The organism is Sporomusa sp. (genome assembly GCF_035561255.1).
Classification (GTDB): domain Bacteria; phylum Bacillota; class Negativicutes; order Sporomusales; family Sporomusaceae; genus Sporomusa.
The window spans coordinates 1-8,938 of the sequence record NZ_DATMXX010000168.1; the positions used below are offsets into that span (position 1 = coordinate 1).

5 protein-coding genes and 1 tRNA gene are annotated in these 8,938 nt (G+C 44.8%); 2 read left to right on the plus strand and 4 right to left on the minus strand.

The features are described 5' to 3' along the window. Positions 1–68: 68 nt before the first annotated feature. Both map and VN379_RS09675 read right to left on the minus strand, forming a co-directional pair. On the minus strand, positions 69–815 hold the full coding sequence (gene map, locus VN379_RS09670) for a type I methionyl aminopeptidase (protein ID WP_325533217.1): 747 nt from the start codon (positions 813–815) through the stop codon (positions 69–71). A gap of 399 nt (positions 816–1,214) precedes the next feature. Beyond that, a complete protein-coding gene (locus VN379_RS09675) occupies positions 1,215–2,222 on the minus strand; it encodes an AraC family transcriptional regulator (protein ID WP_325533219.1) in 1,008 nt (335 codons plus the stop codon). 309 nt (positions 2,223–2,531) lie between these two features. Between VN379_RS09675 and VN379_RS09680 the strand changes: the two genes are divergently transcribed. After that, complete coding sequence (locus VN379_RS09680) at positions 2,532–3,650, plus strand: MBL fold metallo-hydrolase (RefSeq protein ID WP_325533221.1); 1,119 nt, start codon at positions 2,532–2,534, stop codon at positions 3,648–3,650. Positions 3,651–3,783: 133 nt separating this feature from the next. Beyond that, on the plus strand, positions 3,784–5,211 hold the full coding sequence (locus VN379_RS09685) for an aldehyde dehydrogenase family protein (protein WP_325533223.1): 1,428 nt from the start codon (positions 3,784–3,786) through the stop codon (positions 5,209–5,211). A gap of 271 nt (positions 5,212–5,482) precedes the next feature. Here the strand turns inward: VN379_RS09685 and secA2 are convergent, their stop codons facing one another. Both secA2 and VN379_RS09695 read right to left on the minus strand, forming a co-directional pair. Beyond that, entirely contained in the window at positions 5,483–7,861 is a 2,379-nt protein-coding gene (gene secA2, locus VN379_RS09690; protein ID WP_325533225.1) for an accessory Sec system translocase SecA2, read from the minus strand. Between the two features lie 996 nt (positions 7,862–8,857). Then, positions 8,858–8,934 (minus strand) — tRNA-Arg (locus tag VN379_RS09695). Between the last annotated feature and the right edge of the window lie 4 nt (positions 8,935–8,938).

Here is an 8,938-nt window from a genome sequence, read left to right on the forward strand (position 1 = left end):
GAGACAGATCATATTACTTTAGATGGCTATAGCATACGGGCCACACCTTATGATAATTACCCTTACTCTTACAGCTGGGTTAAAATTATAGTCTCTTCTGCCGTAACAGCGATGGTGTGCTCATACTGTATGCATATAGATCCGTCCACCGTACGTGCAGTCCAACCGTCAGTATCTATTTTCGTCTTCCAGCTTCCATTAGTAATCATTGGCTCAATGGCAATCGTTAAACCGGGTTTTATCAGAGCCCCTTTTCCCGGCTGCCCATAATGGGGTATTTGCGGATCCTCCCACAAGCTTTGGCCTACACCATGACCACAAAAGTCGCGAACAACACCGTAATGATAACTCTCAGCATAACTTTGAATAACTGCCCCAATATCACCGATTCGATTTCCTATGCGAGCTATTTCTATTCCCCGGAATAGGCATTCTTTCGCTACTTTCATTAACTGCTCAATCTCCGGTGACACCTTGTCTACTTCATAAGACCAAGCTGAATCTGCATGATACCCCTTTAGTTTCGCACCTATGTCCACGGTAATTACATCGCCGGATTTGAGTGGTTTAGAATCAGGAATTCCATGACAAATTACATCGTTGACCGCAGTACAAATGCAGGCCGGAAAACCCTGATGCCCTTTAAAGCTCGGAATCGCTCCGGCATGTTTGATGATGTCTTCTGTAATAACATCCAGTTCCTTGGTGGTAATTCCAGGCCTAATCTTCTCCTTCAAAGTAGCATGGCACTCTGCTACAATTTTTCCGGCTTCTTTCATGATTTCAATTTCTCTGGCTGATTTAAAAATAGTCATTTTTCTCATCCCCGAACTTAAATTTATTATATATACATTCTATCATATACATTTTATCCCTCGAGCGATTCACTAATTTTATCGCAAATCACTATTTTATCTAAACTGCCCCTCACCTTTGATTGTTACTAATGCCGCACAAAATCATACCGCTGACTACCATGGATTAGAAACGCTTATCGCAGGCTGTGGTACGTCCCTGTCCGTTGTTGCCGGCAGGTAGGCAAGAAAGCAAAAAAAAGGCTTTACAAAGCTTCATAAAACCCATGAGATATTTATGGTGACCCCGACAGGCTTCGAACCTGCGTTTTTTTATTTTCCCCCGCCCCAGTCTGCGCCCTTACTGTCGATAGGCCGTCAATTTAAAGAATTTCCCACTTTTCATAAGTACCAGCTACCCTAACTATTCTCCAATGCTCCTGTCGCAGAACTTTCCCGGATAGCTTTAATATCTTTAAGCGGCGGCAGGCCAAAAAGCCGCCGGTATTCCCGGCTGAATTGCGATGGACTTTCATAGCCAACCTCCAGAGCAGCAGCCGTTGCATCCATAGAACCGCTCAGCATGATACGTCTTGCTTCCTGAAGGCGAAGCTCCTTCTGATACTGCAACGGTCCCATTGTTGTTATAACCTTGAACTTGTGATGAAGTCCCGATACACTCATATTATTTGATTTTGCGAGCTCCTCAACAGTAAATGAACGAGCGTAATTTTCTTTGATCCATTCAATGGCTTTGCCTACTCCGTCGGCTTGCTGATCAAAGAGCACCTGTTGAAAAAATAAGTGTCTGTATTCGCTTGACAGTAGACGGAAAATCATTTCACGCTTGATAAGTTCGGACAGAAAGCGAGCCTCTTGGGGTTTATCAATAAGTTTCAGTAGTCTGCTAAATAAGGCTAAAAGATCGGCATCGGATTTCCCAATCAATGCTCCGGTACTCAGCTTTTTCTCCTGTAGCTTAACATTAATACCGGCCTCCATCACCACCGAAGCGATTTCTTTGGTCGTAAAGTCAATACGCACACCGATATAAGGCGACTCTCTCGTAGCACCGAGGATTTGTGCAGAAGCAGGCATATCAATGACAGAAGCCAGGTACTCACCGGCGTGATAGTGAATAATATCCTGGCCAAGATGAAGTTTTTTTGTCCCCTGCAGAATAAGACAAAAGGCAGGAGTCAAAACAACTGGAATCAGCGAGGTTTGTTGACTGCGCCGGTCAATAGAAAGAAAGGGGATAATTGTTTTCGTGATGCCTTCTGCGTTGGCAATCCTTTCAGCCATCGCAAGGATTCGATCCAGTATTCTCTGATGAATCGAGGCGCTCTCTCCAAATAAAGCTCCGGGTATGAGTTTTTGTTCCACCATTATTTCCACCTGGCCTTTATTGCTAAGTCCTTTTGACAACAGAACTCCTTTATATCCGATTCGCTTCCTTAACCCATTGTTAACTTAAATTGTACCAATATCGTAACATGATGCCATACAGTTGAGCAATGTAAAGTTACAGCATTTTGCAGCTTTAGGCAAGTTTTAGACAGTAATAGTCTATTTAGTTTTATCTTTTCAAGTAATACTATTCTTATAATACTTTTAAGGAGGTCTCACTGCCATGATTACCGGCAGCTATGACTCAGCCTCTATTGGTGCCTTCACCGAAAGGTTTCCCACTGCCGGCATTGGGGGACCCCTGACGCGCACAAGGGAAGGATGCGAATGAGTAACCGTTTGAAGATTGCAATCTTTGGCGCAGGAATTATTTTTACCTTGGCAATTGTCTATCTCGCGGTCATATCTTCAGCCCTCGGCACAAGACCCAGCGCTGAGGACCGTATACGATTTCGAAGTTCGCTACAGTTTAACACAGCGGAGCCTGCATTTTCTAATCGCAGACCAGAGTTATTGCAGGAGATGTACAAGAGAATTACATTCTCAGACTATATAGAGGCTCTTTGGGGCGGCAGTAAAGATCGCGTTCCTCGAAAGAAACTGCCTGACGTAAAGCCAGACTTAGCTACTTTTCTAAAACCGAGCGATAATATAAAGGTACTTTGGTTCGGTCACTCCTCTTTACTGCTCAACATCAGCGGCAAAATTATTTTAATAGATCCTGTCTTCTCAGGCAGTGCATCTCCTTTCAGCTTTATGACGCAGCGGTTTCAAAATCCTGCTTTGGAATTATCGGAACTTCCACCAATCGATTATATTGTGATTTCGCATGACCATTATGATCACCTGGACATGAAGACGATTCAATTTTTCAAAGACAAAAATGTCCACTTCGTTGTACCACTTGGCGTGGGAGCGCACTTAGCCGGTTGGGGCATCAACCAACATAATATTACAGAACTTGATTGGTGGAGAAATTTCTCAATTGGAGACCTAGAGTTTATTGCGACACCCGCCCAACACGCCTCGGGACGTGATCGGATTCATTTCAATGAATCTCTTTGGGCATCCTGGATCATTCAGAACACCAGACACCGTGTCTATTTTAGCGGCGATTCAGGCTATGACACACATTTTAAGGAGATTGGCGATAAATATGGCCCCTTTGACATCGCGTTTATTGAAAATGGCCAATACAACGAAAAGTGGCGAGAAGTCCATCTTCTCCCGGAAGAAACCATCCAGGCATTTCTTGATCTCAAGGCTAAGAGACTCTTTCCTGTGCACTGGGGATTGTTTAATCTCGCTTTACATTCCTGGTATGAGCCAATCGCGAAAACAAACAAGGCAGCTAAAGAAAAGGGAATACGCCTTGTTTCACCTAAATTGGGGGAAATCGTTGAGGTGGATGACCAATATGACAATAAAATCTGGTGGGAAGAGTAGCGAACGAAGGTAGTGCGCTCAAGCAGAATAATCTATTTGATTGGAGGACAATAGTTATGACTTTAAATAAACGCAAGCTTGGCAGCTAGGCCGGGGCACTGCTAATGAACTGCTATAGAAAGGGAGATGCCATATGAAGACCATAACGACACACTTCATCAATGGAAAATTCGTTGAGTCAAAGGGCAAAGAAATTCTTGATCTGATCAATCCCTCGAATAAAAAAATCATCGGACAGGTAACTCTCGGCAACGAAGAAGATGCCCGCGATGCCATCCGTGCGGCCAAAGAAGCATTTAAGGCATACGCAAAGTCGACACTTGCAGAGCGTATTCACTATTTACAGCAACTGCATGATGCCATCGCCGCGCGAGCGGACGAGCATATCGCCATCAGGGCCAAAGAATATGGCGGGGTATACCTGCACTCCCAAGCCTCTGTGTCCGGCGCAGCGAAAGTGTTCTTAAACATGAAGAAAAGTCTAAGCGAAGTGCCATTTCACAAAAAGCTGGGCCAAGCCGAGGTCATGCTGAAACCAGTCGGTGTAGCGGGACTAATTACACCGTGGAACGCAGCCATTTTTATGATCTGTAATAAGGTTGCTCCCGCCCTGGCGGCCGGCTGCACGGTCGTTATCAAGCCAAGCGAGTTGAGCGCCCTGCAGACCCAGCTGCTTTTGGAGTGCTTTGACGCAGCCGGATTGCCCCCCGGAATCATCAACGCCGTCAATGGCCGTGGTGACGTGGTTGGCAATGAACTCACGACCCATCCCGATATTGCCAAAGTCTCCTTTACCGGGTCGACCGCAGTAGGGAAATCGGTCATGCGCAATGCCGCTGAAACAGTGAAGCGGGTCACACTTGAGCTGGGCGGCAAATCCGCCCACATCCTTCTCGATGATGCCGACCTTGAAAAAGCCATTCCCTTCGCCTTGACAGCCGGCTTCATGAACAATGGCCAGGCCTGCATTGCCGGGACGCGGGTTCTCGTCCCGGAACACAGGCTGGCGGATGTGAAAGCCGCTTTCAGGAAAGCTGTGCCGAATCTAAAAGTCGGGAATCCCACCGATGAGGATACCGTGGTCGGGCCACTGGTGAACGAGAAGCAATACAATCGTGTTCAGAGTTACATCCGGAAAGGAATTGAAGAAGGAGCTGAAATCCTCATTGGTGGTGAAGGCCATCCGGAAGGCTTGGAAGCGGGCTACTTTGTAAAACCCACCATCTTCGTAAACGTCACGAATGATATGAAGATCGCCCGCGAGGAAATCTTCGGACCCGTCCTGGCTGTTATCACCTACAAGAACGAAGAAGAAGCGATCCGGATTGCCAATGACTCAGTCTACGGACTTCAGGGCTGGATCAGCACTACGGACCCGGAGCGAGGCAAAGAAGTCGCTGACCGGATCGAGGCCGGCATCGTCATGGTCAATCAGCTCTATGACCTGTATAATGACGCCGGCGTACCGGCAGGTGGTTACAAACAATCAGGCATTGGCCGCGAATTTGGCGTTTACGGGATTGAAGAATATCTGCAAACACAGGCTATTTTCGAAAAGTAAAGCCCCGTTCGTTTGAACAAGCCGTCAAAATTGTTGTTCGCCTTGCCACCTTAGAGGAAGGTGGACCAACCAGAGGTTTTTTCGACGAAAATGGCGAAGTCCCTTGCTAAGTACTACTTAAAGGAATGCTATTATCAGGATTCCAGAGATTGTACCTTCCATAAAGCAAGCTGCACAATTAACTGGTTTGACGGAAGAACCATCCGCTACTATGAGCGAATCGGCTTGCTTCGTCATGCGGATCTAAAGGCAAACGGGCACCCCGATAGTCTCAGTCCTTATCAAAAAGCCTTTTATAAAACGCCCGTGCTGAAAAAAATGGTCTATTTACCATCGCAGAAGCGGCTTTGAGCAAGCCAGGTAGTCTACTAAATTGATTTGGATTGTCGTTCATAAGATAGGCCCAAGTAGATGAAGGGCTCTTAAGCCCGGATTTTACCATATCAATCCCATCTTTACCAATCACAGCGGTATTAAACGTCCTAATTATTTCAGTATCAATTTTTTCCATCATTTCATCAAATGCTGCAATGGCAATTCGGTGGAACTCGGTAAGGGGGTCTTTTTTTCCAATAGCCACCAGGTGTATGCCTTCTCGCTCACAATTTATATCATCCAGATATTCAGCCCAGCAGCGGTTGATATAGTAGAGGGTAAGCTGTTTTTCAATCTTTTGCAAAACAACTTCGTCCACCTGATCCTTAAGGTCGCAATAGCGTTCAGTAGCTTTAGAGGATAAAAGAGTTAAAAGGACCTGATCCCTCAGGATATCGTAATGCTTGCTGTGAATGATCCGGCGCTGCTGTTCAATGATAAACGAGTATTTCCATAATTGCCTTCTAAGATCGGAATGGTATCCCTCCACCATTCTCCTGCCTTTTTGCACCTCAGTGAGCACAACGGGATCGGTGATCGCTGCCTCTTGCAGCGATGGGAATTTTCTTTTTGGGATTAAACTCGCAATATCATATTGTTTGATTAAATCATCCTCAAGACTAATGAAGAACCGGCTTTCTCCCGGTTCACCCTGGCGGCCGGCCCTGCCTTTCAACTGATTGTCGATACGGCGGCTGTCATACCAGGTAGTTCCGACCACATATAGTCCACCCAAGGCAACCACCCGATCCCGGTCCAGCTCCTTTTCACCACCCAGCTTAATATCAATACCCCGGCCGGCCATGTTGGTGGAAACCGTTACCGCCCTTAATTCTCCGGCTCGCGCGATAATTTTTGCTTCCATTTCATCATTTCTTGCATTCAGCACCTGACAGAGAGTACCCCCACTTTTCAGTTCAGTTGCCAGCAACTCCGATTTTGCCACACTGCCGGTGCCAATCAGGATCGGCTGTCCTGTTGCATGGACTCTTGTAATTTCACAAATTAAGGCCTTATATTTTGCTTCCTTATGGGTAAAAACCAGATCCGGATGGTCTTTACGAATGCAAGGTTTATTGGTAGGTATCACCACCACATCCATACCATAGCACTCACTAAACTCTGCGGCGGCCGTACTGGCTGTCCCTGTCATCCCGGAGATTTTGGGATACAAGCCCAAATAATACTGCAGGGCGATAGAACCCATGATCGTCCCTTTGGCCTCGGATACCAAACCTTCCTTGGCTTCCACTGCGGCCTGAAAATTCTCCGGCCAGCGGCGTTTAGCAGCTACCCGGCCGGTAAACTCATCGATTAGCTCAATCTTGCCGTTTTTAACAATATAGTCTTTATCTTTTTCAACGAGAGCCTCCGCACACAGGGCCCTATTCAGGTTGGTTAACAGCTTAAGGTTTCGGGTAGCATAGAGGTTATCGCAGCAAAGGAGCTTTTCAACATGTGCCAACCCTGAATCAGTGAAATAGGCATTACTTCTATATTGGTCAGCTTCATAATCAATACCTTGCTTGAGACTGCGGACTATCCTCGATAAATGGAATAAATTATCTTCCCCTTCCACTACATCCCCCGCAATAACAAGAGGTACCCGCGCCTCGTCAATAAGAATAGCGTCAGCTTCATCCACAATAGCGTAATGAAATGGCCGGTGAACAACTTTTCCCTTTTCTATACATAGAAAATCACGCAAATAATCAAAGCCCGCCTCTTTTGCCGTCACATAGGTTATATCAGCAGCATAAGCCTTCTGCCTTTCGATGATGCTCATTTCTTCATAAACATATCCTATCGAAAGTCCTAAAAATTCATATACCGGCCCCATCCATTGAGCATCCCTGCCTGCAAGATAGTCATTGAAAGTAAGTACATGAACACCCTTACCCCTCAAAGCATTTAAGTATGCCGGCATTACAGCCGCCAATGTTTTCCCCTCGCCGGTCTGCATTTCTACCATCTTGCCCTTATGCAAAGCAATGCCCGCAATAACTTGCATATCAAAGGGACGTATACCTAATATACGCCGGGATGCCTCTCGAACTAGCGCAAAGGACTGCACGAGAAGTTCATCAATTGAAGTTCCCGTCCGGGCTAAATTCTTCAGTTTTGTGGATATTGTCTGAAGCTTAGGATTACTTAAAGCTTCAAGATTAACCGTGTTAATGCTTCTTAGAATCTGCCTATATGCAGTAAGATTATATTCAACCGGGCTCTGGATGTTCTGGATTCCATGGATTAATTCCGCCAATTTCCCTAACATAATAATAATATTCCCCCTGTTCATTTTGAGCATTACAGACCGCACTTGCGATGAAATGCTCGCCAAAATAAGGGAAACATTTTGATTGCCAGGAGCTAGTCAGAATCTGAAAAATAATAGCTATCGTTAAAAGACAAAAAGATAATATTGTATGTGATACGATATAATGACCCGACTTCGAAAAGAAACTTCTGGTTATGGGTCGTAGGCTCCCAGCGAGAGTTTGGTTTATATAGATCCAAAGTACTGGAGTTCCGTAGAAAAACCCCAAAAGCTTTCGTAAATCAGAAAACTTCATAGGATTAGATTTTAACAAGAAGATGCCAAACAAATACCCAGTTAATACCATAGGGATGGTTATATATATTGTCATTAACACCACTAGAATAGACATAAACATTGCTAGTCACCCCCGTTGTTCGCCAAGGTATTTTATCCAATTATTACTTATTTCTCGATTGCCAGATTACTCAATAGCTTGTGCTAAATATATTATTACACATATCATAACCGATTCATCCTCAAGGAACAATCACTAATCATTGAGCTCAGTGGAGTATTGATTAATCCGGCCACTGTCATAACTCGTTTGTCATCAAAACTTCTAATAGGGGGAATAAAGACATTGGCGCCTGTTGCTGCCACAACTACATCCGGTTCCGTTGCTTTAATTGATTCAAATGTAGCTTCGTACCGAGCCGCATATCAATATCCATCATTCCCACACGATGTTTCATATCTGTCCTTCGGAAAAGAGGTTCGGATAGTTGTTGTTGGCATGAAAGTATTCTCCTTATGCTTTTTCTTTTACATAAGAGAATAGGCAACAGTATGTCATATTTAAATTGCTCTTTATATTTAATGCTTGTCTTATCAGGACAGTAAATCTCAAAAAAGAAAATACGATTAAACCTATACATAAAACATACGATTATTATCAATTGCTAAAAAACAAAAAAGAAGCTTTACAGATAATCTGTAAAGCTTCTTTTTTTATGGTGACCCCGGCAGGATTCGAACCTGCGGCCTTTTGATTCGTAGTCAAACGCTCTATCCAGCTGAGCTACGGAGTCATAT